A 25,918-nucleotide genomic window follows, 5' to 3' on the forward strand; every position below is an offset into this window, starting at 1 on the left:
ACATTTGCATGGCCGGGTGATTTTCAGGGCAGCAGGGATTTGAGTTTCTTGCGTGCCGCAGGGCTGATATCCAGCGGGTGGCTGTAACCAATGTTTTCGATAGCCCGGTGGTATAACGCGACCAGCCAGTCATAAACATAGCGGGTGGCGGCGTGTACCGGCTGCTCGCTCAGACGGGTTAAACGCGCCTGGGTGGCGCCATCCGTACCGCTGGAAAAAATGGTACTGCCTTTGTTTACACGGCTTTCCGGGCGATCTGCCTGTGCTATCTCCGCATAACCCAGCCAGGCGACAAAGTTACCAATCGCGGCGTACAGTTGCGCGGCGCAGGCGGTATCGCGTTGCATAATTTTTTGCAACTGATCGGGTAGATTCAGCCGGTAGCTGCTGACAATCACTATTTCCGCCATCTGGCGCAGCGCGGCAGGGCTGAGCCCCAAACGCGCGGCGTTATCATCGTTGCGGCTCCACTGGCGTACATGGTTGACCCACAAGGCATGCGCCTGCTGTCCGATATCTTTCGACACCGCCTGCGGCTCGCTGCTTTCTGCGGATTCAGCAAACAGATCGATAGATTCATTAAACAAGCCGCTGACTTTCTCTTCGCGTGGCTGCTGAACTTTCCATAGCGTATCGAACTGCTGCATATCCGGCTGTAAACCTTCCAGCAATTCACCGTGGCGTGAAGCCTGGCCTTGCAGTTCACGCACCACGGACTCCGCGCTCGCGCGTTGCGCCGCCGCGTCTTTCACGGCGGTGGCAAGCCAGGGTTGCAGCAGATCGCGAAGGGCGCGCTGATGGCGCTCCGTCAGCGCTTTCAAACGTTGCTGACGCAGGCCAGGCGCCGTCGCCTGCACCAGCCACTCCAACAGACGCTGCAGACTGCTGGCATCCAGCGCCTGCAACGTGCCCCAGTGCTGACCCGGCTTGCCAATGAGCTGCTGTACGGCTTCGTCAAGATTTTGCGCCAGCGTAAAGCGCGCATCCTGCGGTGTAATCGCCCACACCAGCCCCGGTAGCGCCGTTTCCTGACCGGATTGGGTCTCTTTAACCCAGTTTAATAAGGCGCGCGCGGTGGCTGCAGTGGCTGAACGCTCCAGCGTCGCATTACAGATCATCAATACATCCGGTTGCAGACGCTGGCGGTAGCTTTCCAGCAACCAGCGGCATTTGCTGCGCCACAAGGGCTGGCCATCTTGTGGGCCCGGAGCCGGAATGTCGAGAATATCAACGCCCGTTAACACTGCGTTTTCCACTGGCAACACCAGCTCGCGGGTAATTAATGCAAGGGTGGCCAGCGGAATGCTCACCGCGTTGTGCAACTGCTCGTTTGACCACGGATGCACCACCACTTCGTCATGGATCTCACCGCTACCGGGTTCTGATGGCGTTAAAAAACCGTCGGTTGGCAGGGCAAAGGTATCCACCAGAATACTGAGCGGTGCCGCCAGTTCCTGCGCGTTACCGGTCTGGTGTAGGGTGTGCGCCAGTGACAACCACTGCTGCGTGAGTTCCTGCTGCTCGCCCCATAACAGCGACCAGGCGCTGGCGCGGGCGCTGAGATCCAGGGAAGGTAACAGGCAAGCAAACTGATACCACAGCGCATCGTCCATCTGCTGCTGCGACGACGGCACCGCCGCGCGCCAGAAACGGGCAATCGCGCCGATATCTTCCACCGTGATCCCCGGCACCGCATTCGGCTGGCGCAGTGAGCGCCATTTCGCGACGCGATCTTCGATCACCGATTTATCAACGGCGCGTAATTCCGGCTGCTGTATGGCATGCGCAATAAAAATTTGTACCAGTTCGGCTTCGCTGATAATGCGCAGGCATAGCGGGAACCCTTCATCCATCGGCGCGAGATGCTGGCTAAAGCGCAGCGCCATGCTGGTCAGGGCATGGCCGGGATTGATATGGGTGAAGTAATCCAGTGTTTTTTCGCCGGGACGCACATTAAGCCGCCCGTTGCCGCTGCCGCACAGGGCGGTCAGCAGATGCGCTTTGGCCGCTTGTGAATGACCATACAACCCAACGGTGCAGGGCGCGTCAACCGCATCACGCAGCGCGCTTTCCTCGGCGGCGGCAGTCGTCAGACGCGACAGCAGCGCGTCGGCATCATCATCCAGTAAAGGTGCGTGCTGGCGGTTTTCGTTGATCCATGTCGCCAGTGCCTGGGTGGTTTTTACGCTCGCACTCATTTCAGATACACACTCCCGCTGTCGATCCAGTAATGGCTGCCGCTATGGCGGCGATCGGCCAGCGTATTCAGTTTAAAAGTTAACGCGTCTGCGGCGACCGGCGTACCATCCTGGAGCCAGGCTTCACTTAAAGTGAACGATTCCGGCCCGTGCTGTTTATTGCCGCCGCTGAACTGCAAACGGACATTCAACACGCCGTCGCCCGCGATGGTTTTCGCCAGTTCCTGCGAGTTGATACTCAACGTGTAGAGCGGCGTAGCAGGCCAGCGGGCGTTCGCGAGCTGGCGGAAACCGAGCGTAACATTACCGCGCAGCGGGAAGTGTAAACGCGCATCCAGTTTCGCACCGGGTTTATCAAGATCGATATCGTGATACCAGATATTCTCATCGCGCAAGGTATTGACGACGTTATCCAGCACACCGAGGTAGCGCACGGTGGAATAGGCACCGATATCCGCCGCTTTAAAGTTAAAACGCGGCAGACGCAAATCGAGCGCCAGGCTGCACAGCATCGCGCCCACGGCGGCTGTGGATTTCGGGTTGCCGATCTTACCCTGCTGGCTGAACGGATACCACTCGTGTACGCGGTATTTATCAAGCCAGATCATGCGGTTAACCGGCACAGGTTGCAGGTGGCGAATCAGCGCCTGCACGCCGGGTAAGCAGCCCGGACGGCCGGTAATCAGCAGCACATCGCAGCAGTAGTGGCTGATGGCTTCGCAAACCGCATGCAGCGGGGCGGTCAGGGTGAATTGCCCGGCCAGCATCGCATCCTGCAACTCACGGAAATTAACCTGCAACGGGACAGCCAGCACATCGAACTCTGCCGAACCGGACGGCAGCGCATGATCGATCGCCTGCTTCAGGTAGTTCATGACATTGCGCGTCGGCAGTTGCGTGAGCAGTTCGCCGAAGGTGGCATGCAACCCGGCGAGCGGATCGTTAATGTCGCTCTCTTCCCACGCGGCAAGAATGGCGTGACCAATCGGCATAAACAGTTGCAGCGTCGTCTGCTGACGCAGCACGGCCTGAGTATCAATACGCCCGGAATCACCAAACAGTGTTGCCATGATCGCGGCGGCATCGGTGATGCCGGCTTTTTGCATCTGTGTTTGCAACGCCGGCAGCACACAGCGCTGGATCACATCCAGCAACACGTCATCCCCGGCGACTTTAAACCCTTCGCGGAACAGCAGCTGCGGGGTGATTTTGACGTTGCTGCCGGTGCCATCGTCCAGTTGATAATGGGTGATCGCCATGTCTGTGGTGCCGCCGCCGATGTCAACGGAGGCCACGCGCAGCGAACGACCTTTTACCGCGCCCGGTGCTTCTTCGCGATCCGGGCGGGCAAGCGAGGCGAAAAACGTTTCGGTTTGCCCGGCAAAACGGGAGATCGCTTCGTTGTACAGCCACACCAGTTGACCACAACTGGCTTCGTCCCACTCCATCTGAATGTGGGGCACGGGCACCACGCTTTTTTCCTGCTGCTTGCGGTTAGCAAAGTCTTCATCCTGCGGATGCCAGCCCATCGCTTTCCATACCAGCGCGATGGCCTCAAACATGCGGCGACGGAAGATTTCACGCTCCTGCTTCGGCATTGCCGAGGGCAGGGTAAGAATAATGGTACGTAGCTGGCGCGGAGACGCCGGAAAGCCCAGGCGCAGACGTGTGGCGACACTGTTGATCTGCCCGAGCGCCTGCGACAGCAATTCGCACAGCATATGGGTCATCAGCGTACTGCGGCTGTACTGCGGGGAGAAGACTGGTAAACGCTCATCCAGCGGCAGGCTATACAGCGGCTGGCCTTCGTCATTCATCAGGTTCATCAGCGGGAAGGCGGTTGCCAGCGGTTCGCGCTGGGTTTTGCTGTTCATCTGGCTAAAGCGCCAGTCCTGCAAGACCGGCGTTTCGTCCCACAGATAGCGGCGCGGGCTCGAAATGCCGCTATTGCCTTCGGTGCCGAGACGCTGCGTTGCCAGTTTGCGGGCTTCGTCACCCACGCGGACGATCGATGGCCAAATAAAGGCGTCTTCGCGACCACTCTCAACAGAGAAGTGCTGTTTGCCAAAGCGCGCTTCAGAAAACTCAAGACGGCTGGTAAACAGCGGCTCATTCAGGAACTGCGGCTCACTGAGCGAACGCACCTGTAATTCCGCTGTCTGGCGCAACCCATCGTTGGCATCACCGTGATCTTCAATGATCACGCCGCAGGTGTGGGTGTTGCCGACATCCAGAATCAGATCGACCGGGATCGCCGGAGTACTTAACGTATGCGTGACGATTTTGACTTCCGGCACCTGCAACTGCATACCGAGCAGGCTCATCAGATTCAGCCAGTGCGCCTGGTATTCAAAACCGCGCAAGGCCTGGTTAATTTCGCGCTCGCTGCGGGTTTCATGTTGGGTAATAAATTGCAAAAACGCTTCGCGCAGCCAGCCATCAACCCAGGTTTGATCGAGGAAATCCGCCACTTCGTCATCGCGCCAGGCCAGCGAGAACCGCGTGCCATTGAGAATATCGTTTTCCTGCGGAGCGAGTGACGCCGGCGAATTGCCGTTAATCTGGCTGTCGAGCGCCAGCGCCACGCGGTGTGTATTTCCGGCGCTGTCCGGTTCGCTGAGCTTGCGGATTTGCACGCGCGCCCAGTTATCCGGGCCTTCAACGAAGGTGCGGGGCGGGTTAAAGCGCAGAAAAGGGATCGGCAGCCAGACGCCATCGAGGATCGATAACGAATATTGCAGCGAATGGGTGCTTTCAGGTTTCACCACTTCCGGCTGACCGCCATCGCGGTTTGGCAGCGTATAACGTTCGTTGACCAGATCGAAATCAAGACGCAGCAGCGGGCCGTTGGCGGTTTTCCGCACAAATCGACCGCTGTTGGCGGAATCCTGCGGTGTCAGGCCGAAATCAAGAAACTGCACGCCGCTATTGGCAATCAGCGTCACGCTCTGTTTGTAGTCGCAAAGATTAACCAGCATAAACTCAGTCACCTGTTTTTCTGAACGTCACCGGAACGGTGGTGTGGGCGTCAAAACGCGCGCTGCATTCCGCGACGTCGTTGCTGCTTGCTTTACAGGAAATGTCCGGCATCGGGTAACGCGTCCCGTCGCTGCAACGGGCGTTGCTGCGGCTCTTAATCAGCAGTTCACCGGTTTCATGCAGGCCGGAGAACAGATCGGCGCGGCAGGTTACATTTTTACCCATCACAATACGCGCCGTCCCTTTGTTGTTCTGGATCTGGTAGCGCACGGCAGGGGCTTTGCCGGTGACCGGATCTTTCACATCCATCGCCACTCGCCAGTTACCGTTAAGGAATTTGGTGGAGCCAATTTTGACTTCTAACGCATCCATCACCAGCACATCTTTCGGGATGGCGGCGATAACAACCGGTCCTTTCTCTTCCGGTTTGACTTCCGGTGCTTTGGCGGCAGGCGCCACAATTTCAGCCTGATGCAGCGGCAGATTCACCGCCAGCTCAGGCAGCGGCTCGGCTTGCATCAGCGGCGGCGCAATAGCGACCGGTTCGGCTTTTGCGACGACCGGGGCTGGCGCAGGTGCTTGTTGTTGCTGATTGAGCACCAGCGGCACGGCAATGGCAGCCGCGACAGCCGCAGCAACGGGCAATGCCCACAGACCGTAGCGGCGGTTTTTTTTCACCTCTGGCACAGGATCCGGCTGAGGAGCGGGTTCCGGTGCAACCACCGGCGCGGCTTCCTGCACGGGCGGGGCAGCCACAGGTTGCGGTTTGATTTCCGCTTGCGGCGTTAACAGCGGCGCATCCGCCTGGCTGAATGTGACCTCGACAGCAGGCTCTTCTTCCGGCTCTGGCTCCGGTTCGATAACAATTTCAGGGATTTCTGGCTCCGGTTCCTGTAAACACTCAAGCACATTTTCGCGGGCGCTTTCATTGAGATTCACAAAGCCCCAGAAGGTGATGACCGGTTTGCCATCAACGAGGAAGACATGGTTTTCGCCAGGGAATTGCAGCGCTTTTTCCAGCAGCGAGCCAAACAGTTGCTGCGCGGTTTTCGGTGATTGCAGGCATTTGCGGCTCAGCGCGGCGGCGCTGTCCAGCGTGCTCTCAAGGTAACGCAGCGCGCGGGCGCGCGCCTCTGGATCCGCCGCTTTCCAGGCCAGGGCGCGGCCATCGATGGGTGAATACCAGTCGACCCGATCGCCTTCATCATTGACCTGGGGTATTGCCAGGCAATCTACCAGCGCCTGCTGCTTTCGCAGACGCAGTGCTTCACGAATTTGCAATGCCGAATCGAATACGGCCTGACCGCCGCCGCCAACGGCCTGGAAATCATCCAAATCGCCGCTACGCAAGAGAGTTTTTGCCACGTTTTCATCCCATAGACTTCTTCACGCGTCTACTATACGCAAACTTCTTACCAGTAAAAGGCAGAAGAAAGCGCAAAACCATTGAATTCTCGACGCATTGAGCGCGTCGAACCCGCTTGACGGCACGAAATGTATTTAACACAAATTTATTTATTAATAATGGTGGATATTTCAGCAAAAACAAATGCTTTAGCATAACCTGATGCGGAATCATTATTTGCCACATCTCATCTGCTGTGCTGAGATTAATGCTCCATATAAAAAAAGAAGGCTCCTGATAATGTCCACGGGAAAAACGCTGCTCGCCCTTGCGCTGAGCACACTGTTACCGGCAAGTGCCGCATGGGCGGCGTCCAACGATACAATTATTTACTGCTCCGAAGCGTCACCGGAATCCTTTAACCCGCAAATTGCCAGCTCCGGGCCGACATTTGTTGCCAGCTCGCAGGTGCTTTATAACCGCCTGGTCACCTTTGATCCGGTGAAAAATACGCCAATCCCTTCGCTGGCGACCGACTGGAAAGTCTCTGACGACGGTAAAACCTGGACTTTTACGCTGCGCCAGGGCGTGAAATTCAACAGCAATAAGTATTTCAAACCGACGCGCGACTTTAACGCCGATGACGTCGTCTTCTCTGTGATGCGCCAGATGGATCCGAAACATCCTTATCATAATGTTTCGCAAGGTAATTACGAATACTTCACCGATGTCGGCCTTGATAAGCTGATCAAAGAAGTGAAAAAAATCGATGATAACCATGTTCAGTTTGTACTGAACGAGCCGAATGCCGCATTTCTTGCCGACTGGGGGATGGATTTCGCGTCCATTCTCTCTGCGGAATACGCGGATGCGATGCTGAAAAAAGGCACGCCGGAGAACGTCGATAACTGGCCAATCGGCACCGGTCCGTACGCCTTGCAACAATACAAAACCGACGCGCAGATCCGTTATATTGCCAACCCCAATTATTGGGATGGCGAAGTGCCGACTAAACATCTGATCTTCTCTATTACCCCGGATGTGCAAACTCGTCTGGCGAAGCTGCAAACCAATGAGTGCCAGATTATTCCCGCGCCCGCGCCGGTGCAGTTCGAACAGATCAAAAACAATAAAGACTTAACGCTGCATACCATTGATGCGCTGAATGTTGGCTACCTCGCGTTTAACACCGAGAAAAAGCCGTTTGATAACGTGCTGGTGCGTCAGGCGCTGAACTATGCGACTGACAAACAAGCCATTGTCAATGCGGTGTTCCTCGGTTCCGGTACGGTGGCAAAATCACCGCTGCCACCGAACATGCTCGGGTTTAATAAAGATCTGAAGGATTACAGCTACGATCCTGAAAAAGCCAAAGCACTGCTCAAGCAGGCCGGGCTGGAAAAGGGCTTTGAAGCGACGCTGTGGTCGATGCCGGTGCAGCGTCCCTATAACCCGAACTCACGCCGCATTGCCGAAATGATCCAGGCGGACTGGGCGAAAGTCGGCGTCAAGGCGAAGATTGTCTCCTATGAATGGGGTGAATATCTGGCCGGTATGCGCAAAGGCGAACACGATACCGCACTGTTCGGCTGGATGTCGGATAACGGCGACCCGGATAACTTTGCCGATGTGCTGCTCGGTTGCAACAGCATCAAAACTGGCTCCAACGCCGCCCGCTGGTGCGATAAGAGTTATGATGCACTGGTGCAGAAAGCCAAAGTCACTGCCGCTCCTGCCGAGCGCGCCAAACTTTACAGCCAGGCGCAGGAGATTTTCTACCAGCAGGCACCGTGGATCGCGCTGGCGAACGGTAAAACGTTTTACGCCACCCGCAGTAACGTCAGCGGTTATACCGTTAGCCTGATGGGCAGTGATTTTTCTAAAGCGAAGCTGAATTAAAGGAGAGGCTATGTCACACCTGGATGAGGTTATCGCCCGCGTTGATGCGGCTATCGAACAGGGCGCTATCATCGGCATGAATGAGCTACTGGTTGAGCTTAGCGATGATGCGGCGCTGAGCCGGGACGAACGCTACACCCAGCAACAGCGCCTGCGTCAGGCGATTGCGCACCATGGTCGGCAGCACAAAGAAGATATGGAAGCGCGACGCGAGCAGCTCACCAAAGGTGGCGAGATCCTGTAATTAAAACTGGCGTCTGGCTACCAGCCAGGCGCCAATTACCAGCAACACCGCGCCGCATACCGGACCAATCAGCGCTTTCAGCGCAACGCCCTGGCTTCTTACCACATCCATCACCAGCCCGCCGATAAGCTGGCTTGCGACCAGCACCGCAATGGTGGTTGCCGCACCGACATACTGATAGCCGCTGATACTGGCAAAGACAAAAAACGACCCCAGCAAACCGGGAATGAGCGTCCACCATTTCACACTGGCGTACAACTCCTGAAACCCGGCGACACCGTGTTTGATCAGCAAAATAGAGACAAACAGCACAATGCCGACCAGCGAATTCAGCAGCATGGCGATAAGAATGGTCGACGCCGACTGGGTAATGCGCACCATTAAGGTATTTTGCACCACCAGGCCAATACCGGCGGCAATCAAAAAGGTGAGGGTGAGCGACTGATTCATGAAATGGCGTCCGGTTCGGTACGATCATCGAGTTGCAGTTGCATAAACGTCAGATCCAGCCAGCGGCCAAACTTCGTGCCGACCTGCGGCATTTGCCCGGTGATCACAAACCCAAGTTTGCTGTGCAAATGAATCGAGCCGTGATTTTGCGCTTCGATACCCGCGACCATCACATGTTTTCCGATGCGTCTGGCTTCTTCAATTAAGCGCTCCATCAGCGCCAGGCCGATACCTTTGCCTTGATGTTCCGGGTGGACATAAACCGAGTGCTCAACCGTATGGCGAAAGCCATCAAAAGCGCGCCAGTCACCAAACGAGGCATAACCGGTGATAACGCCGTTCTCTTCGCTAACCAGTACCGGGTAGCCCAGCGAGGCGCGCGCTTCATACCAGGCGATACGGTTTTCGACATCCACCGTCTGGTCATTCCAGATTGCTGCGGTATTGACCACTGCATGGTTGTAAATGACGGCGATTGCCGCGCAATCTTCTTTCCCGGCGTAACGAATATTCATGGTTGAACCTCAAATTTGTACACTATAGTATTACGTTATGAATACTATCTCAGACAATATAAATCAACGGATCAGTGCACGAATTCGCGTTGAACGTGAATCACGCGGCTGGTCGCTGAGCGAACTGGCGGAGCGTGCCGGGGTGTCGCGGGCGATGATCCACAAAATTGAACGCGGCGAAAGTAGCCCGACGGCGGCGCTGCTGGCGCGGCTTTCCGGCGCGTTTGGTATCAGTATGTCAACGCTGATTGCGCGCGCGGAAATGCAGGAAGGTAAATTGCTGCGCCACGCCGATCAGCCCGTCTGGCGCGATCCGCAGAGTCATTACTTGCGCCGTCACGTCTCGCCGCGCAGTGATTTGCCTATTGACCTGGTGCAAATCGAGTTGCCCGCCGGGAGCGATATTCCCATGCCTGCCTCCGCCTATGCGCTGGCGCGCCAGCTTATCTGGTTGCAGGAGGGGGAACTGGTGTTCGTTGAAGGCGACACGCGCCATGAGATGCACGCCGGCGATTGTCTGGAACTCGGCCCGCCGAATGATTGCCGCTTTATCAATGAAAGCCACGCGCCTTGCCGTTATCTGGTGGTGCGACTAAATCCTTCCAGCTCGTAATGTAAACGCGCTCCTGGCCGTCAGGGACTAGTATCAATAGTTAGTCTGACACGTACAGGAGCGAACAATGAAACAAGATCCACACCGCAACCGCCGCTGGGTGCTGGCTTCCCGCCCGCATGGCGCGCCCGTCGCCGATAATTTCCGCCTTGAAGAAGATGATATCGCCACGCCGGGCGAAGGGCAGGTGTTGCTACGCACCGTTTTCCTCTCGTTAGATCCCTACATGCGCGGGCGAATGAGCGATGCGCCGTCCTATTCGCCGCCGGTAAAAATAGGTGAAGTGATGTGCGGCGGCACCGTGAGCCGCGTGGTTAAATCGCAACACCCGGATTTCGCGGAAGGTGACTGGGTGCTGGGCTACAGCGGCTGGCAGGATTACGACATTTCCGGCGGCGAAGGCCTGGTGAAACTGGGCGACAATCCGCCGCACCCGTCGTGGTCGCTCGGTATTCTTGGTATGCCAGGGTTTACCGCTTATATGGGGTTGCTGGATATCGGCCAGCCGAAAGCCGGTGAAACGTTAGTTGTTGCTGCCGCAACCGGTCCGGTCGGGGCCACGGTGGGGCAAATCGGCAAAATCAAGGGGTGCCGCGTGGTGGGCGTGGCCGGCGGTAGCGAGAAATGCCGCCATGCGGTTGAGGTGCTGGGGTTCGATCACTGCATTGATCATCACGCAGAGGATTTTGCCGAACAACTGGCTGCGGCCTGCCCGCAGGGTATCGATATCTATTTTGAAAATGTCGGCGGAAAAGTATTTGATGCGGTGCTGCCGTTATTAAATACCTCCGCGCGAATTCCACTTTGTGGGTTAGTCAGCGGCTATAACGCCACCGATCTTCCTGCCGGTCCGGATCGTATTCCGTTATTAATGGCAACATTGCTGAAAAAACGAATTCGTTTGCAAGGTTTTATTATTGGCCAGGATTACGGTCACCGTATTCATGAATTCCAGCAGGAGATGGAAAAATGGATTCGCGAGGAAATAATTCACTACCGTGAGCAATTGATCGAGGGGCTGGAAAATGCGCCAGATGCTTTTATCGGCCTGCTCGAAGGGAAAAATTTCGGTAAAGTCGTAGTGCAAATCGGGCCTCTCAGCTAAAAGAATGATGGCGGTGAAAAACCGCCATCAGAAATCGTGCAAATTTTTGAGAAACGTCTTTAATTAGATAAGCATAAGGAACTGACGACCTTGTGAAGGCGGTTCCTGGTAGTTGTGCATAATAAATACAAATTGTTTTAACTTTTACGCGACCATCCAATACCAGGCATGTGTATATAATATATTCATTGACACAAATTACGGACACGCTACCAGGCTGAGAATAAATAAGAAATTATACGGGATACAAACATGCTTGATTTGGAAAAAGCGCAGCGAACCAGCCTCACCATGCAAGTTGAGGCGAGTCTTAAAAGTGCGCTTATTATTGGCGCGCTTAAACCGGGCGCGCGGCTCATCACAAAGGAAATAGCCGATCAATTAGGCACCAGTATTACACCGGTGCGGGAAGCGTTACTGCGGTTGGTCTCCGCAGGCGCGCTGCATGCCACTCCGGCGCAGGCTTTTCTGGTTCCGGAAGTCAGCCTTGATCGCTATAACGAAATTAACCAGATTCGTAAAAATCTTGAGGGTATGGCGGCACGCGCTGCCAGCCAGCATATGACAAAGGAGAAAATTCGCGAGTTGCGTATCCTGGCGGCGAATTTTCATGAGGCAATGAAAAGCGGTAACACCGAGCAGGGCCTGCAGGCTAACCGCGTGTTTCGCTTTAGTGTTTACAGCCACGCCGGGATGCCGACGTTAACGGCTTTGATTGAGCAGTTATGGGTTCGTATTGGGCCTTGTTACAATTATCTTTATCCACATTCTGAGGATCTGACGCGCGTCGAAAATTACAGTGATTTGTTGGCGGCGTTAGAAGAGGGAGACGCTTTCGCTAGCGAACGCGCGTTATGGCGTGCGATTGATGAGGGCGCAAACATCGTTCACAAACAATTCTATCGCTGAGTTATAATTCAACGACATAATCCTTTCTCTTCCTATATTGATGCTCCCCGGCAAAATTTGCGAATGGGGCGCATCAATATCACGTTTTTCACTGATAAGACCAGCTTACACCTGAAATCCCTGGTTTCTTTGCCGATAACGATGTGTGCGTGCAGTTGTTGGGCGCTAACATTGGGGTTTAGCAAGGAGTCCGGAATGTCATTTAGCCAGCGGTTAAGCAACATAAAAATTAGTAGAAAGCTGTCAGTCGGTTTTGGGTTAGTTCTCTTTCTGGTTGCTATTGCCACCGTCCTGAGCGTATTGCGCTTTAAAGAAATACGCGACGTCTACGAAAAAACCAACCTTATGTACAACATCAACATTGAAGTATTTCAGGCCAAAATTAACCGTCTGAAATACTTCTATGGCGATGATAAATCAGGGCAGGTGATGTCCAACTATGTGCGTCACGCTTCCGAGCTGACCGCCAGCGCCGACAACATGTCCTGGTCTGCAAACGAGAAACAAATTATCAGCGATGTCGCCAGCCATCTGGAACAATTCCAGGGCGCGATTGGTGAGATGCAAAAAGCCACCGGTGACATTAAAAGCGTGCGCGACGCGCTCGACAAACTGGCCGCACAGGATCTCTCTGCGCGCTATACCACACTGGTGCGCACACCGGTGGCCGACCCTGCACTGATGGCGCAAATTTATGAGCAGTTGTTTGCGATCAGCACGGTGCGCGACGCCGTGCTGGTGGTTCGTTACAGCCCGGGTAAAGAGGCGAAAGAGGCGCTGGATGCCCGTTTTGGCACAACGCAAAAGAGCGTTCAGGCGCTGGTGAGCCAGTTACCGGGAGAGCTGCAATCACCGCTGCAATCCCTGTGGGATGACACGGTGAAATACCGCGATTTGAGCCTCAACTACCTCACCGCTTTCCAGGCATTAAAAGCAGCAGAAGATAAAGTGAAAGTGGGCGGGGACGAGAGCAGCGCCTCGCTCAAACAGATCATTGCGCTGGTGAAAGCGCACAACGATGAACTGGCGTACACCTCAAGCACCATTGCGTCGATTATTGGCGTAATCGCTATCCTGCTGGGCGTAATTGTCTCCTGGTGGGTTATTCGCCAGATTACGCGTCCTATCGATCGCAACCTGGCGCTGGCAGAACGTATCGCCAGTGGCGATCTCAGTTCACAAATTCGTGCGCAGAGCACGGATGAACTGGGGCAATTAACCGGTGCAATGGGGCGGATGAACGATACGCTGCGCGACATGATTTTCGAAGTGCGCAACAGCGTGAGCCAGGTTTCGCGTGCAGCGACGGAGATTGCCGAAGGCAATACCGATCTCTCTTCCCGTACCGAGCAACAGGCCGCAGCGGTAGTTGAAACCGCGGCCAGCATGGAAGAGTTGACCGCCACGGTGAAAAACAACGCCGATAACGCCCGCAATGCCAGCAGCCTGGCCGCTCAGGCGTCGAAAACCGCCAGCGAAGGTGGAACGGTGATGCGCGAAGTGGTGAATACCATGGGCGATATTCATAACAGTTCGAACAAAATTGCCGATATTACTGCTGTGATTAACAGCATCGCCTTCCAGACCAACATTCTGGCACTGAACGCTGCCGTCGAAGCGGCACGCGCCGGTGAACAGGGGCGTGGCTTTGCGGTCGTCGCCAGTGAAGTGCGCAGCCTGTCGCAACGCAGCTCGCAGGCGGCAAAAGATATCGAACAGCTGATTAGCGAATCCGTTTCGCGCATTAATGTGGGTAGCGAACTGGTGGCAAAAGCTGGTGAAACCATGGATCAGGTGGTGCAGTCTGTCACCCGTGTTAACGATATCATGGGCGAAATCTCGTCTGCTTCCGAAGAGCAGAGCCGTGGCATTGAGCAAATCGCGCGTGCGGTGGGTGAGCTGGATAGCACCACGCAGCAGAACGCCTCGCTGGTGAGCGAATCCTCATCGGCGGCGGGTTCGCTGGAAGAACAGGCGCGTTTGCTGGAAGAGCTGGTCGCCACGTTCCGTCTTGAACAGAATGGCGCAAAACCGGTCCCCAAAACAGGCAAACCGACAGCCAAACCGGCTGTGAAGCAGAACGTCGAACCGCGTGAAACCGCCACGAGCGATGAGGGCTGGACCACGTTTTAACCTTTGATACGCGCATCAGTAACAGCCCGGAAGCGCGATGCGACCGGGCTTTTTTATGGGAAATGGCGGCATGAAATACCCTCTGGTAAAACAACTCAAACAGCACGACATATTGCGCCAAAGCTTTATTGATTTAGCCGTCGATACCTTCGATTTATCCTTCGAGGCATGGTATCAGGCCGGATTCTGGACGGAAAACTACATTCCCTACGCGTTGGTCGATGAAAACCAGGTGATTGCGAATGCCTCGGTTAACGTTATCGATACACGCTGGATGGGCGCCGAAAAACGCTATATCCAGATAGGCACGGTAATGACCGATAAGCGCTATCGCCATAACGGACTTGCCCGTTACCTGCTGACGGAAATTATCTATGACTGGCAATACCGGGCCGATGCGATCTATTTATACGCAAACGCCAGCGTGCGGGATTTCTATCCGAAATTTGGCTTTGAGAAAGCGCGGGAATATCAATACACCCTGCGTGCCACGCCGGTGGCGAGTGACTTTCGTCGGCTGGATATGGACGACGACGCCGACAGGCAGCAGTTGCTGCGCTATTACGCGAAATCCAACCCCTTTTCGGCGCTGCCAATGAATAACAATGTGGGGTTGTTGATGTTTTACTGTGCGTCGTATTTAAAAGCGTGCGTCTATTTTTCAGAAAAACATCAGGCTATCGCCATTGCCACGCAAAACAGAGGCACGCTGCTGTGTTTCGATATTTTTGCCGAATCGGGCTCGTCTTTAACGCAAATTGTTAATGCATTAGCGAATCAGCAAACCCAGCGTGTGGTGCTAGGTTTTACGCCCAAAGAAACCCGCGAATGCGAATGTACGCTGATTGACGATGAGGACACGCTGTTTCTGTTCAGCGCGAAAGAGAATGTGTTTCGCGACCATCAGGTGATGTTCCCGTTGTTGTCTCACGCCTAGTCGTTATCGCTATAAAAAAAGCCCCTGTCATCAGGGGCTTTCATATTATTCAAACTGATACGCGACCGATAAGCCGACGCCGTAATTACGCCCCGGTGCCGGTTCGTAGTAACGGTTATTGCCTTCGTTAACGATAACCGAACCAACATAGTGGCGATCAAACAGGTTATCGACCCGGCCAAACACGTCCATCATCCAGTTGCCGTAGCTGAATTTATACCCGGTATTCAGCCCGGTGACGGTATACGAGGGCGCTTTGGCGCTGTTTTCATCATTGGCCATAATATCGCTCATATAGCGCACATCGGCGCCCGCATACCAGCCCTGGTCCGGGAGCCAGCCCAGCGAGGCAAAGCCCATATTGCGCGCGATACCCGGAATGCGATTGCCATTACAGCCACCGTCGCATACCTCACTGCGATAGGTGGCATCAAGATACGTCCACGCCAGTTTTGCCCGCCAGTTACCGGCGAATTGCTGATCGAGGGATAATTCCGCGCCCTGACGACGGGTTTTTCCGGCGTTTTTATAGGTGGTACGTCCACCGCTGCTGGTATCGGTGACGATCTCGTTATCAGTGTCAGTGCGGAACAACGCGGCCGTCAGCAGACCATTACCGATACGCGTTTTGCTGCCGATCTCCACGGTGTCGTTAGTCGACGGTTTCAGCGCGAAGTTGAGACCGGTTTTGCCATCCGCACGGTAGGAAAGCTCATTAATGGTAGGCGTTTCAAAACCACGACCGGCGGCGGCATACACATTCCACGCCTCGGTCATGGCATATTTCAGCGACGCGGCAGGCAGCCATTTGTGATAACTGGCTTCGCCACTGTCATCACCATTTCGCGCCGTAATGTAATGATCGTTGGAATCAAACCAGACGGAGCTGTAACGCACGCCCGCATCCAGCGACAGCTTATCGGTCAGTTGCCAGGCGGTTTGCAGATATGGATCGACGTTCCACATCAGGTTGCGTTCGTTACGGCGCAGATTGCCTTTTTCGCCGTACACCGGCGTGGTGCCATCCATCACAAAGTTTTCGTAACCCTTGCGCTCCTCACTCATGTTTTCGTAGTTCAGACCACCGGTAAAGGTCACCGGTACGCCCAGCTCACCACGGTGCGTCCAGCGGGTATCAATGCCCTGATAGTGGCGTGCTAAATCAATCACGCCGCCCGCGTGTTTAGGGTTACGCTGCGCAGCAAAAGGGGTATCACCACGCGGGATCGATTGATATTGCGTGGTTTCACGCTCACCGGCGTACATCATCACGCTGAAATCGTCCTGGCTGCTCATCTGGCGCTCATAGCGCAAGCCCGCCTGGGTTTGCTTAATGGTTTTGCGCGTATCGTATTGCTGCGCACGCGGTGACTGGCGCGGGTTATCGTGCCATTCAGACTCGGTTAATCCACCGGCGTCGTTCGCCTTAATATCGACGCTGTTAAAAATCAGGCTCAGTTTGCTGGCGTCATCAATTCGCACGCCGAGTTTGGCGTTGGCGAGATTTTTCCGCGCGCCGCTGCGATCGCGATAACCGTGGGTGACAAAACGGGTGCTGGACACGGTGTAATCGACATCGCCCGCATGTGTCCCGTCGCCCATCGCGCCTGTGGCTTTCAGGCCGTAGCGCCAGCTCCCAAAGCTGCCGTAATAGCTGCTGGCTTCGATGGTTGCCGGTTCACGCCCGGTCTGCGTGGTGACATTCATAACGCCGCCAGACGCGTTGCCATATAGCGCCGAGAAAGGGCCACGCAACACATCAATGCTCTCCACACTGTTTAAATCGATATTCGAGGTTTGCCCCTGGCCATCCGGCATGGTCGCGGGAATGCCATCCACATACAGACGAATGCCGCGTACGCCGTAGGTGGAACGCGAACCAAAGCCGCGAATCGACAGTTGCAGATCCTGGGCGTAATTTTGCCGGTTTTGCACTTGTAAACCGGGAACGCTGTTGAGCGATTCCGAGAGATTCACGCGCGGCGCGGCCTGACGGATATCATCGCCCTGAACGACGCTCACGGCGGCGGGGCTGTCCAGTTCGGAAACGGTCTGCGGCGTGGCGCTGACAATCATCGTTTGTTCGTTGTCGGCCGCGTAAGCGGAAGTGGAGAGCGCAGCCGGCAGCAATAACACCGGCAGGGTGAGCTTTGTGGCGGAAATGATATTCATGACGGAACCAAGTTAAAAGACGAACCAAAAAAGAGGAAATACGCCAATATGTTAAAGCGTATGTAAATTATTTGAAAACTTTAAACGCACATTACGTTAACGATGAGTGTAACGGAGGAAACGGGATCCTGCGTCATGAAGATTTAACGCTCCACTTTCTTGTTATTAATGATTACTATTCTCAACTACAACAATAAGCGAAACTGCCGTTTCGTGCACTGGACGCATGTGAAAACGTAACCATTAAGCTGAACAAAGGAAGTCGTCATGTCTTTACGTCAATTATGCTCACCGCGCTTGCGCCGCACTGTGGTTCTGGGATCGTTACTGCTGGCGGGTTCATTTAGCACCCACGCTGCAGAGGAGATGTTGCGCAAAGCCGTCGGCAAAGGCGCCTATGAAATGGCCATCAGCCAGCAGGAAAACGCGCTGTGGCTGGCGACCGCGCAGAGCCGCAAAACGGATAAAGGTGGGGTGATTTACCGTCTGGACCCGGCCACGCTTGCCATTACGCAGGCCATTCACAGCGATGTAAAACCCTTCGGCGCAACCCTCAATAGCCGTACGCAGACACTGTGGTTCGGCAACACCACCGACGGTTCCGTCACGGCGGTAGACGCCAGAACCGGTGTTATTAAAGGCCGCGTAGTGCTGGATGCGCGTAAACGTTCGGAAACGGTGCGCCCGCTCAGCCCGCGCGAGCTGGTCGTGGATGAAGAAACCAACACGGTTTACATCACCGGCGTCGGTAAAGAGAGTGCAGTATGGGTGGTAGACGGCGCGGCGCTGAAGTTAAAAACGACCATTACCAATACGGGGACTTACAGCACTGGCCTTGCCATCGATAGCGCGGCAAAACGTCTCTATACCACCAATGCTGACGGCGAGCTCATTACCATTGATACCCGCAACCACCGCATTCTTGAACGTAAAAAATTGCAGCAGGACGGCAAAGAGCACTTCTATCTCAACCTGAGTCTCGATAGCGCCGGTCATCGTGCGTTTATCACCGACTCAAAAGCGCCGAAAGTGCTGGTTGTCGATACCCGTAACGGCAAGGTACTGGAGAAAATCGCCGCGCCGGAATCGCTGGCAGTGCTGTTTAACCCGACACGCAATGAAGCCTACGTGACACACCGCGAGGCGGGAAAGGTGAGCGTTATCGACGCCAAAACCTACAAAGTGGTGAAAACTTTCGCCACGCCAACCCATCCGAACAGTCTGGCGCTTTCAGCGGACGGCAACACGCTGTACGTCAGTGTGAAACAGGCCTCGACGCGCGAAAAAGAAGCGACAGAGCCGGATGATGTCATACGTATTGCGCTGTAAGCGATTGATAGCCAAAGCTCCCTGCGGGGAGCTTTTCTTTCACAGCAGGGCATCACTATGCGCAGTAGAGGGATTGCGCCGCCTGGCAGCGCAGGTCTGGTATCCGTTTCTCTGGCAACAAAAAAGCCGCAACGTTTCCGCTGCGGCTTTTAGCGTTTATAACGCGTTACGAACGTGAGTTCTGCGCGGCGTCCGGGTGAACCGGCGCGGTGCTGTGGATTTCGTTAACGCGCTTACGCACGCCAAACCAGCCCGCAACCAACAACACCGCGATCAGCGGAATAGAACCGATGGTGTATGTGCCGTTCGGGTAATCGAACGCCATCAGCACCAGCACGCTGAGCAGGAACAGCAGCGTCAGCCAGGAGGTCACCGGCGCGCCCGGCATTTTGAAACTGACATCCGCCACTTTACCTTCATGGATAGCTTTGCGCAGACGCATCTGGCACACCACGATAAAGCCCCAGGAAGCAATGATCCCCAGCGAAGCAACGTTAAGCACAATTTCAAAGACCTGCGATGGCACCAGGTAGTTCAGGAACACGCCAACGATATAGACGCAAATGGTCGCCAGAATGCCTGCGTAAGGTACGTGGTGACGGCTCATTTTCGACATAAATTTGGGTGCGGAACCGCCCATCGACATTGAGCGCAGAATACGCCCTGTGCTGTAAAGCCCGGAGTTCAGGCTGGAGAGGGCGGCGGTCAGCACCACCATATTCATAATGTCGCCAATATAGGGCACGCCCAGCTTGGAGAAAAAGGTCACAAACGGGCTTTGTCCCGCCTGATACGCATTCCACGGCAGCAACAGAACCAGCAACACCACGGAGCCGACATAGAACAAACCGATACGCCAGATAACGCTGTTAATGGCTTTCGGCACCATAGTCTGCGGATCTTTACATTCGCCCGCCGCCGTCCCCACCAGTTCGATAGAGGCGAACGCGAACACAACGCCCTGAACCAGCACCAGCGCCGGTAACAGGCCGTGCGGGAAGAAACCGCCGTTATCGGTGATCAAATGGAAGCCGGTCGCACCGCCATCGAGCGGTTTACCACTGCCGAGGAAAATGGTCCCGACGACCAGAAACACCACAATCGCCAGCACTTTAACCAGCGCAAACCAGAACTCCATCTCTGCGAACCACTTCACACCGATCATGTTCATGGTGCCGACAATGGCCAGCGCCCCAAGGGCAAACACCCATTGCGGGACATCGCCAAACGCGCCCCAGTAATGCATATAAAGCGCAACGGCGGTGATATCCACGATCCCGGTCATCGCCCAGTTGATGAAATACATCCAACCGGCAACATACGCGGCTTTTTCGCCAAGGAATTCACGCGCATAAGAGACGAAGCTGCCGCTGGAAGGGCGGTGTAATACCAGTTCGCCCAGCGCGCGCAGAATAAAGAAGGAGAAAATACCACACACCAGATAAACGATAGCCAGCGACGGCCCCGCCATCTGCAGTCGGGCGCCTGCGCCCAAAAATAAACCAGTACCGATTGCGCCGCCGATAGCAATCATTTGCACCTGGCGGTTACCCATCGCGCGGTTGTAGCCCTCTTCGTGAGAATTGAGCCAGCGTCGTTTCGCGGCGTGATGATCCGTGACGTTGTTGTCTGTTTTCATTGCGTTACCTGTTTACCTGTCTGAACCTTGCGGAATTCCTCTACCCGGCAGGCAGAAAACCAATCGATTGCCTGGCGCGGGAAAATGTTTTGTCTTTCCAGTGTTTCTTCGTATGGATAAGACCAAACATGGCGCAGCATCGTAACCGCAATCGATATACGACGCAAAACATACCAGTGCCATAGCAGCCGACTATTAGCGGAAATTGTGAGGTTGACAGGGGCAAGCAGTGCAAATGATTCAACTCGCTGAAAAATGCAACAGAAAAAACCACCATCAGTAAAACGAATATGTAACATATTTGCAAACATAGTGCCGACTGATCATTCCGACTCAAGGTAACCAGAACGCTGGTTGGCCGCTTCTTTGCGAATTTTTTGCTTATTTAATGTAAATTAATTGTTTCACAGCATGCACGCGTCGCCCTATTAATGGGGCTATCTCCTCTAACGCGAGTTTATTGCATGTCTTATCGCCTGAGTTTGCTGGATAAAAGCCCCATCGCGGAGCATGAAACCGCACAGGATGCCCTGGCCCGCACGCTGCAACTGGCGCAGCAGGCGGAAAACTGGGGCTATCACCGCTTCTGGATTGCCGAACATCACAACACCACCCAGTTGGCCAGCCCGTCGCCGGAGCTGGTTATCGCCTGGATACTCGGCCAGACGCGGCGAATTCGCGTCGGTTCCGGCGGTGTCATGTTGCAACATTACAGCCCATTCAAAGTGGCGGAAAATTTCAATCTGCTGGCAACCCTGGCGCCGGGTCGCGTTGATCTTGGCGTCGGCAAAGCCCCCGGCGGTTTGCCGCTCGCCACGCGCGCATTGCAGCAGGGAATAAACAGCGCCGAAAAGGGCAGTTTTGCCGATCAACTGGCGCAACTGGATAACTGGTTGTCCCTGTCAAAAGATGACCACGCGGAAGAAACCGTCCTGGCTACGCCATTACCCCCGCAGCGTGCGGAAGGTTTTCTGCTTGGCGCGAGCCTCGAAAGCGCGGCGCTGGCGGCAAAACTGGACTGGAATTTCGTCTTCGCCGCCCATCTCAACGGGGACAAAGCCCTTTTGCGTGACGTTGTCACGCAGTGGCAGCAGCAGAGCCAGCGCGACACCCTGGTTGCCGTGCAGGTGATTGTTGCCGACACCGAAGCCCAGGCGTATGCGCTGGCGCAACAGGTTGAAGTCTGGGGCGTCGAGCTGGCAAACGGTCAGCGCGTGAGCGTCGCCAGCGAGGCGCAAGGCCATGCGTTTGCTCGCCAGGCAGGCAGCCCGGCGGTGCGTATCGCGAAACGCGAGCCCTCCCTGATCGCCGGAACAGCAGAGCAGGTTCTGGCGGGGCTGGATCAACTGCATCAGCAATTCGCCATTGATGAATTTATTATCGACACGCCGATCAGCGAAGGCAGCGCGCGGCTGACCTCTGTCTTGCGTCTGGCGCAGGCCCACGCAAACACGAAAGCAACGCAGGAGGTGGCGGGATGAGTTTTGCTGAACAACTGATCGACTGGCGACGCGAGTTACACCAGCACCCGGAGTTATCGCTGCAAGAGTTTGAAACCACCCGGCGCATTCGCCACTGGCTGGAAAGCGCCGGGCTGAGACTGCTGCCGTTGAGCCTGCCGACAGGCGTGGTCGCGGAAGTGGGCAGCGGCGAGAAAGTGATCGCCTTGCGCGCAGATATCGATGCGTTACCGATTGAAGAAGCGGTCGACGTGCCGTTTGCCTCGCGCAATCCCGGCGTGATGCACGCCTGCGGCCACGATATTCACTCCAGCGTCATGCTCGGTGCGGCGCTGCTGCTTAAACAAAAAGAGCCGCAACTGACCGGCAGAGTGCGCATTCTGTTCCAGCCCGCAGAAGAGAATTTTGGCGGCGCGAAACGGTTAATCGACGCCGGGGCACTGGACAACGTGAGCGCCATCTTTGGCATGCATAACGAACCCGGGTTACCGGTCGGATCGTTTGCCACCCGTAGCGGCGCGTTTTACGCCAATGTGGATCGTTTTTCGCTGACCGTTACCGGCAAAGGCGCGCACGCCGCTCGCCCGCACGAAGGTAACGACGCCATTTTGCTCGCCAGCCAACTGGTGGTCGCGCTGCAAAGCATTGCCAGCCGTAACGTCAATACGCTGGAGTCGGTGGTGCTGAGCGTCACCCGCATTCAGGGTGGCAACACATGGAATGTGCTGCCGGAGCACGTTGAACTGGAAGGCACGCTGCGCACTCACCAGGCGGAGGTGCGCGAAAAAGTTAAACGCCGCGTCGACGATATTGCCGCCGGGCTGGCACAGGCGTTTGATGCCAATATCAACGTGCGCTGGTTTGCAGGGCCTGCCGCGCTGGTCAATCACGATCGCTGGGCCACTTTCGCCCGCGATGTCGCTGACTGGCACGGTTACCAGACGCAGGAGGCGGATCTGCACATGGGGGGCGAGGATTTTGCCGTCTATTTGCAGCATATTCCCGGCGCGTTTGTCAGCATCGGCAGCGACAGCGACTACGGCCTGCACCACCCGGCGTTTAACCCCGATGAAGCGTTAATCGAAGAGGCGGCGCGTTATTTCGCGCTGCTGGCAGAAAAAGCACTGCTGCAATCCTGATGTGAAATTTGTCTGCCTGGGGCTTACGCTCCGGGCCACCTGTTGCCTGAATATGAGGATCGATTATGTCTACAGCACGACAACTGCGGCTTGGCACCATATTACATGGCGCGTCGGGAAATATGTCCGCGTGGCGACATCCGGCGGCGCTCGCCGATGCCAGCATTAATTTTGCCTTCGTGCAGGACACCGCGCGCCTTGCTGAGCAGGGAAAACTGGATTTTCTTTTTGTCGCCGACGGCTTATATATCAACGAAAAATCGATCCCGCATTTTTTAAACCGTTTTGAACCCATTACAGTTTTATCCGCGCTTGCCAGCGTGACCTCGCACCTGGGTCTGGTGGGCACGCTGTCCACCTCCTACAGCGAGCCATTTACCGTCGCGCGCCAGTTTGCAAGCCTTGACCATCTGAGCAACGGTCGCGCGGGCTGGAACGTGGTGACCTCGCCGCTGGAAGGCTCGGCGAAAAACTTCTCCCGCGCACAGCATCCGGATCACGCCTTACGCTACCGCATTGCTGATGAATATCTCGACGTAGTGAAAGGTTTATGGAACTCCTGGGAAGAGGATGCGTTTGTACGCAATAAAGCGACCGGCCAATTCTTTGACGCCAGCAAATTACATCCGCTTAATCACCACGGTGATTTTTTCCAGGTTGCCGGGCCGCTGAATATTGGCCGCACGCCGCAGGGACGACCGATTATTTTTCAGGCCGGTGCCTCAGACGATGGTAAACAACTGGCGGCCCGTCATGCCGACGCCATTTTTACGCATCAGGAGACGCTTGATGAAGCCAAAGCGTTTTATCGCGATGTGAAAAATCAACTGGAAAAATATGGCCGCCGCCACGATGAGCTGCATATCTTCCAGGGTGTCAGTGTGATTGTCGGCGACAGTGAAGAAGACGCCGAGCAGCAGTACCAGACCACCGCCGCGCTGGTTTCTATTAGCGATGCGCTGAACTACCTCGGGCGCTATTTCGAACACCATGACTTCAGCCAGTACCCGCTCGACGAGCCGTTCCCGGATATCGGCGATTTGGGGCAGAACAGTTTTCGCAGCACCACCGATGAGATCAAACGTAATGCGCGTGAGCGCCAGTTAACGCTGCGCCAGGTCGCGCTGGAAAGCGCCTCGCCGCGCCCGCGTTTTTCCGGCACACCGGAGCAGGTCGCTGATGGCTTACAGCAGTGGTTCGAAAGCTACGCCGCAGACGGCTTTATCATCCAGGGCGGTACGCCGGACACCTTCCCGCGCTTTGTCGAAAAAGTGGTGCCGCTGCTGCAGGCTCGCGGCCTGTTCCGTACGGAATACCCCGGCACGACGCTGCGTGAAAGCTTAGGGCTGCCGCTGCCTGCTCATCCTTCCTCACAACAATAAAAGAAGAAAACGCTATGCAGAAAACATCGCTATTGCTGGCGGCAACGCTGGCGCTGACGCCGCTGGCCTGGGCACAGGACGTCAACATCAATGGAACGGGCGTGAGCCTCGAAGCCAACAAAACGCCGATCACCACGGCGAAAAACGCGCAAGCCATTGCGCAGTTACCGAAGGATTACCACTTTGTGGTGCCGGGCAAGCTGACCGTGGCTGTGGCGGCGCTCAACTCGCCGCCGCTGACGGTCTTTGCCGATGACAATAAAACCCTGCTCGGTAGCGAAGTGGACATTGCCCGCCTGGTGGCCAGCAGCTTAGGCCTGGAGCTGAACGTGGTGCCGACGTCGTGGGAGGACTGGCCGCTCGGTGTCACCTCCGGCAAATATGATGCGGCGATCAGCAATATTACCGTGACCAAAGAGCGCAAAGCGAAGTTCGATTTCGCCACTTACCGCAAGGATTCGCTCGGCTTTTACGTCAAATCCACCAGTCCGCTGAAATCCATTACGCAAGCCGAAGACATTGCCGGGCTGCGCATTATTGTCGGCTCCGGCACGAACCAGGAGGCGATCCTGCTGGCGTGGAACGCGGAAAATGTGAAAAAGGGGCTGAAACCTTTTACGCCGGTCTACACCAAAGATGACGCCGCACAAACGCTGGCGCTGCAGTCCGGTCGCGCTGACGCTTACTTCGGCCCGAACGTGATTGGCGCGTGGAAAGCGGCACTGACCGGCAAAACCAAACTGGTCGGTAGCGTGGACGGCGGCTGGCCAAAAGCGGCGCATATCGCCGTCACGTTACGTAAAGGCAGCGGGCTGGTGGAACCGGTGCAAACCGCGCTCAATGGGGCTATCAAAACCGGCGACTACGACAAGGTGCTCAATCGCTGGGGCGAGGGCGTAGAACGTATTCCGGCGTCGGAGGTTAATCCGGCGGGGCTTGGCGATTAAGGAGGTTGTGATGAGCGAACGTTTCCGCGATGTCTCGCCAGACGCACCGGAATTGCAGCCGATCTTAGCCGGGTTGTTTGGCGAGTACGCCGCCCGCTATGGCGACTATTTTTCCCGCAGCGCTGAAGTGGAACTCACCGAATGGTATTTAGCGCCGCAGGGGCTGTTTATTGTGCTGGAACGCGACGGAGAGATCATCGCGACCGGTGCCTACAAACCGTTCGATGCCTATACGGCAGAGATCAAACGCATCTGGACGAAGCAGGAACTGCGCCAGCAAGGGCTGGCGGCCACCATTGTGCAGGAACTGGAGCGACGAGCGTTACTGGCCGGTTACAGCCATATCTACCTGACCACCGGCTTTCGCCAGCCGGAAGCGGTGCGGCTTTATCTGAGCCAGGGCTATCAGCCGCAGTTTGACATCCATCGCGATCCGGAAGAGTACAGCCAGCCGCCGTTCGATGGTCGGTTGCGCTTTACCAAAGCGTTATCGGTTGAGCGTTTAAGCAAAACGGCCTGAGGA

General features: G+C 55.7%; 19 protein-coding genes and 1 pseudogene. 12 read left to right on the top strand and 8 right to left on the bottom strand.

Features of this window, described 5'->3' with window-relative positions; all coding sequences use genetic code 11:
• Positions 1–23 precede the first annotated feature (23 nt).
• The 3 genes from BN2591_RS03045 to BN2591_RS03055 are packed head-to-tail and all read right to left on the bottom strand — an operon-like array spanning position 24 to position 6,542.
• Positions 24–2,198: a virulence factor SrfC family protein gene (locus BN2591_RS03045; RefSeq protein WP_086868897.1), complete on the bottom strand. Its 2,175-nt coding sequence runs from the start codon at positions 2,196–2,198 to the stop codon at positions 24–26.
• Positions 2,195–5,176, bottom strand: a complete 2,982-nt coding sequence (locus BN2591_RS03050; RefSeq protein WP_086868899.1) for a virulence factor SrfB — start codon at positions 5,174–5,176, stop codon at positions 2,195–2,197. The genes BN2591_RS03045 and BN2591_RS03050 overlap by 4 nt, the downstream gene beginning before the upstream one ends.
• Before the next feature lie 4 nt (positions 5,177–5,180).
• Positions 5,181–6,542 (bottom strand): SrfA family protein, encoded by a 1,362-nt coding sequence (locus BN2591_RS03055; RefSeq protein ID WP_086868901.1) that lies wholly within the window; start codon positions 6,540–6,542, stop codon positions 5,181–5,183.
• Between the two features lie 280 nt (positions 6,543–6,822).
• Between BN2591_RS03055 and BN2591_RS03060 the strand changes: the two genes are divergently transcribed.
• Complete coding sequence (locus BN2591_RS03060; protein ID WP_086868903.1) at positions 6,823–8,421, top strand: ABC transporter substrate-binding protein; 1,599 nt, start codon at positions 6,823–6,825, stop codon at positions 8,419–8,421.
• Between the two features lie 10 nt (positions 8,422–8,431).
• Positions 8,432–8,665 (top strand): DUF2526 family protein, encoded by a 234-nt coding sequence (locus BN2591_RS03065; RefSeq protein WP_086868905.1) that lies wholly within the window; start codon positions 8,432–8,434, stop codon positions 8,663–8,665.
• Here the strand turns inward: BN2591_RS03065 and BN2591_RS03070 are convergent, their stop codons facing one another.
• Positions 8,666–9,115, bottom strand: a complete 450-nt coding sequence (locus BN2591_RS03070; protein WP_016496003.1) for a DMT family transporter — start codon at positions 9,113–9,115, stop codon at positions 8,666–8,668.
• Positions 9,112–9,630: a GNAT family N-acetyltransferase gene (locus BN2591_RS03075; RefSeq protein WP_086868908.1), complete on the bottom strand. Its 519-nt coding sequence runs from the start codon at positions 9,628–9,630 to the stop codon at positions 9,112–9,114. The genes BN2591_RS03070 and BN2591_RS03075 overlap by 4 nt, the downstream gene beginning before the upstream one ends.
• A 37-nt stretch (positions 9,631–9,667) precedes the next feature.
• Here BN2591_RS03075 and BN2591_RS03080 point away from each other — a divergent pair, with 37 nt between their 5' ends.
• From BN2591_RS03080 to BN2591_RS03100, 5 genes are all read left to right on the top strand, one after another.
• Positions 9,668–10,243, top strand: a complete 576-nt coding sequence (locus tag BN2591_RS03080) for a helix-turn-helix domain-containing protein (RefSeq protein WP_086868910.1) — start codon at positions 9,668–9,670, stop codon at positions 10,241–10,243.
• Positions 10,244–10,310: 67 nt separating this feature from the next.
• A complete protein-coding gene (locus BN2591_RS03085) occupies positions 10,311–11,348 on the top strand; it encodes an NADP-dependent oxidoreductase (RefSeq protein ID WP_086868912.1) in 1,038 nt (345 codons plus the stop codon).
• 252 nt (positions 11,349–11,600) lie between these two features.
• The gene (locus tag BN2591_RS03090; RefSeq protein WP_017456876.1) at positions 11,601–12,257 is read left to right on the top strand and encodes a GntR family transcriptional regulator; all 657 of its coding nucleotides are present in this window, start codon (positions 11,601–11,603) and stop codon (positions 12,255–12,257) included.
• A 195-nt stretch (positions 12,258–12,452) separates the two neighbouring features.
• Complete coding sequence (locus tag BN2591_RS03095) at positions 12,453–14,390, top strand: methyl-accepting chemotaxis protein (RefSeq protein ID WP_086868914.1); 1,938 nt, start codon at positions 12,453–12,455, stop codon at positions 14,388–14,390.
• A gap of 70 nt (positions 14,391–14,460) precedes the next feature.
• Complete coding sequence (locus BN2591_RS03100) at positions 14,461–15,327, top strand: GNAT family N-acetyltransferase (protein WP_162842149.1); 867 nt, start codon at positions 14,461–14,463, stop codon at positions 15,325–15,327.
• Positions 15,328–15,372: 45 nt separating this feature from the next.
• Here BN2591_RS03100 and pqqU read toward each other — a convergent pair whose 3' ends face one another.
• Entirely contained in the window at positions 15,373–17,499 is a 2,127-nt protein-coding gene (gene pqqU, locus BN2591_RS03105; protein ID WP_086868918.1) for a TonB-dependent receptor PqqU, read from the bottom strand.
• Between the two features lie 267 nt (positions 17,500–17,766).
• Here pqqU and yncE point away from each other — a divergent pair, with 267 nt between their 5' ends.
• Positions 17,767–18,828: a 7-bladed beta-propeller protein YncE gene (yncE, locus tag BN2591_RS03110; RefSeq protein WP_086868920.1), complete on the top strand. Its 1,062-nt coding sequence runs from the start codon at positions 17,767–17,769 to the stop codon at positions 18,826–18,828.
• 166 nt (positions 18,829–18,994) lie between these two features.
• On the opposite strand, the gene ansP is transcribed toward yncE, so the two are convergent.
• Together ansP and BN2591_RS03120 are read right to left on the bottom strand one after the other, a co-directional pair.
• Positions 18,995–20,467, bottom strand: a complete 1,473-nt coding sequence (gene ansP, locus BN2591_RS03115) for an L-asparagine permease (RefSeq protein ID WP_086868922.1) — start codon at positions 20,465–20,467, stop codon at positions 18,995–18,997.
• Positions 20,464–20,778, bottom strand: a complete 315-nt coding sequence (locus BN2591_RS03120; protein ID WP_086868925.1) for a hypothetical protein — start codon at positions 20,776–20,778, stop codon at positions 20,464–20,466. The genes ansP and BN2591_RS03120 overlap by 4 nt, the downstream gene beginning before the upstream one ends.
• 153 nt (positions 20,779–20,931) lie before the next feature.
• Between BN2591_RS03120 and BN2591_RS03125 the strand changes: the two genes are divergently transcribed.
• From BN2591_RS03125 to BN2591_RS03145, 4 genes and pseudogenes are all read left to right on the top strand, one after another.
• Positions 20,932–21,948, top strand: coding sequence for an MsnO8 family LLM class oxidoreductase (locus BN2591_RS03125; RefSeq protein WP_086868928.1), 1,017 nt, complete (start codon positions 20,932–20,934; stop codon positions 21,946–21,948).
• Complete coding sequence (locus tag BN2591_RS03130) at positions 21,945–23,066, top strand: M20 peptidase aminoacylase family protein (protein ID WP_086868930.1); 1,122 nt, start codon at positions 21,945–21,947, stop codon at positions 23,064–23,066. Before BN2591_RS03125 ends, BN2591_RS03130 begins: the two co-directional genes overlap by 4 nt.
• 65 nt (positions 23,067–23,131) lie before the next feature.
• A pseudogene (locus BN2591_RS24670) lies at positions 23,132–25,395 on the top strand (NtaA/DmoA family FMN-dependent monooxygenase).
• A gap of 10 nt (positions 25,396–25,405) precedes the next feature.
• Positions 25,406–25,915 (top strand): GNAT family N-acetyltransferase, encoded by a 510-nt coding sequence (locus BN2591_RS03145; RefSeq protein ID WP_086868937.1) that lies wholly within the window; start codon positions 25,406–25,408, stop codon positions 25,913–25,915.
• Positions 25,916–25,918 lie beyond the last annotated feature (3 nt).

It is taken from the genome of Kosakonia pseudosacchari (assembly GCF_900184035.1).
GTDB lineage: Bacteria > Pseudomonadota > Gammaproteobacteria > Enterobacterales > Enterobacteriaceae > Kosakonia > Kosakonia pseudosacchari.